Origin of the sequence: Paracraurococcus lichenis (genome assembly GCF_030657435.1) — a bacterium.
In the GTDB taxonomy this organism is placed as follows: Bacteria; Pseudomonadota; Alphaproteobacteria; order Acetobacterales; family Acetobacteraceae; genus Paracraurococcus; species Paracraurococcus lichenis.
Genome location: NZ_JAUTWS010000444.1, coordinates 1 through 557, shown reverse-complemented (window position 1 = coordinate 557; position 557 = coordinate 1). Strand labels below are relative to the sequence as shown.

Below are 557 nucleotides of genomic sequence, written 5' to 3'. Positions count from 1 at the left end.
CTTGAGGCCTTGCGCACGCCGGAGGGCCTGCCGATCCCGCCCAACACGCTGGAGGAGTTTCGGCGCGACCTGGCGCGGCTGACGATGGTGCGCGAGCAGATCGCGGCGATCGAGCGGGCTCGCCTGGCGCGCCTGGAGCAGGCCCCAGGAACGGGACCGCACGCCATGGTGCGCCTGCTGGCCAGCATCACCGGGGTCGGCGTTGAGACAGCGGACATGCTGGTGCAGGAAGTGCTCTCGCGGAACCTGCGAGATCGCAGGGCGGTGGCGCGCTATGCCGGGCTGACGGGCTCGCCCGACGAGAGCGGGGCCAAACGGCGAGAGAAGGGGCTGGCAAAGTCCGGCAATGCCCGAGTGCGCCGCGGCCTGATCCAGCTCGCCTGGCGCTTCCTCCGGTTCCAGAAGGAGAGCGCGCTGGCGCAGTGGTATCGCGCGCGGACCGCTCAGGGTGCGCGCAAGACGACCATGATCGTCGCCCTTGCCAGAAAGCTGCTCATCGCCTTGTGGCGCATGGTCGCCACCGGCGAGGTCCCGCACGGCGTCGTGCTGCGACCAGC

1 protein-coding gene is annotated in these 557 nt (G+C 70.7%); it reads left to right on the top strand.

Going from position 1 to position 557, the window contains the following annotated elements; genetic code table 11:
- Positions 1 to 9: 9 nt before the first annotated feature.
- On the top strand, positions 10 to 557 hold a 548-nt coding region (locus tag Q7A36_RS40720; protein ID WP_305109472.1), incomplete at its 3' end, for a transposase.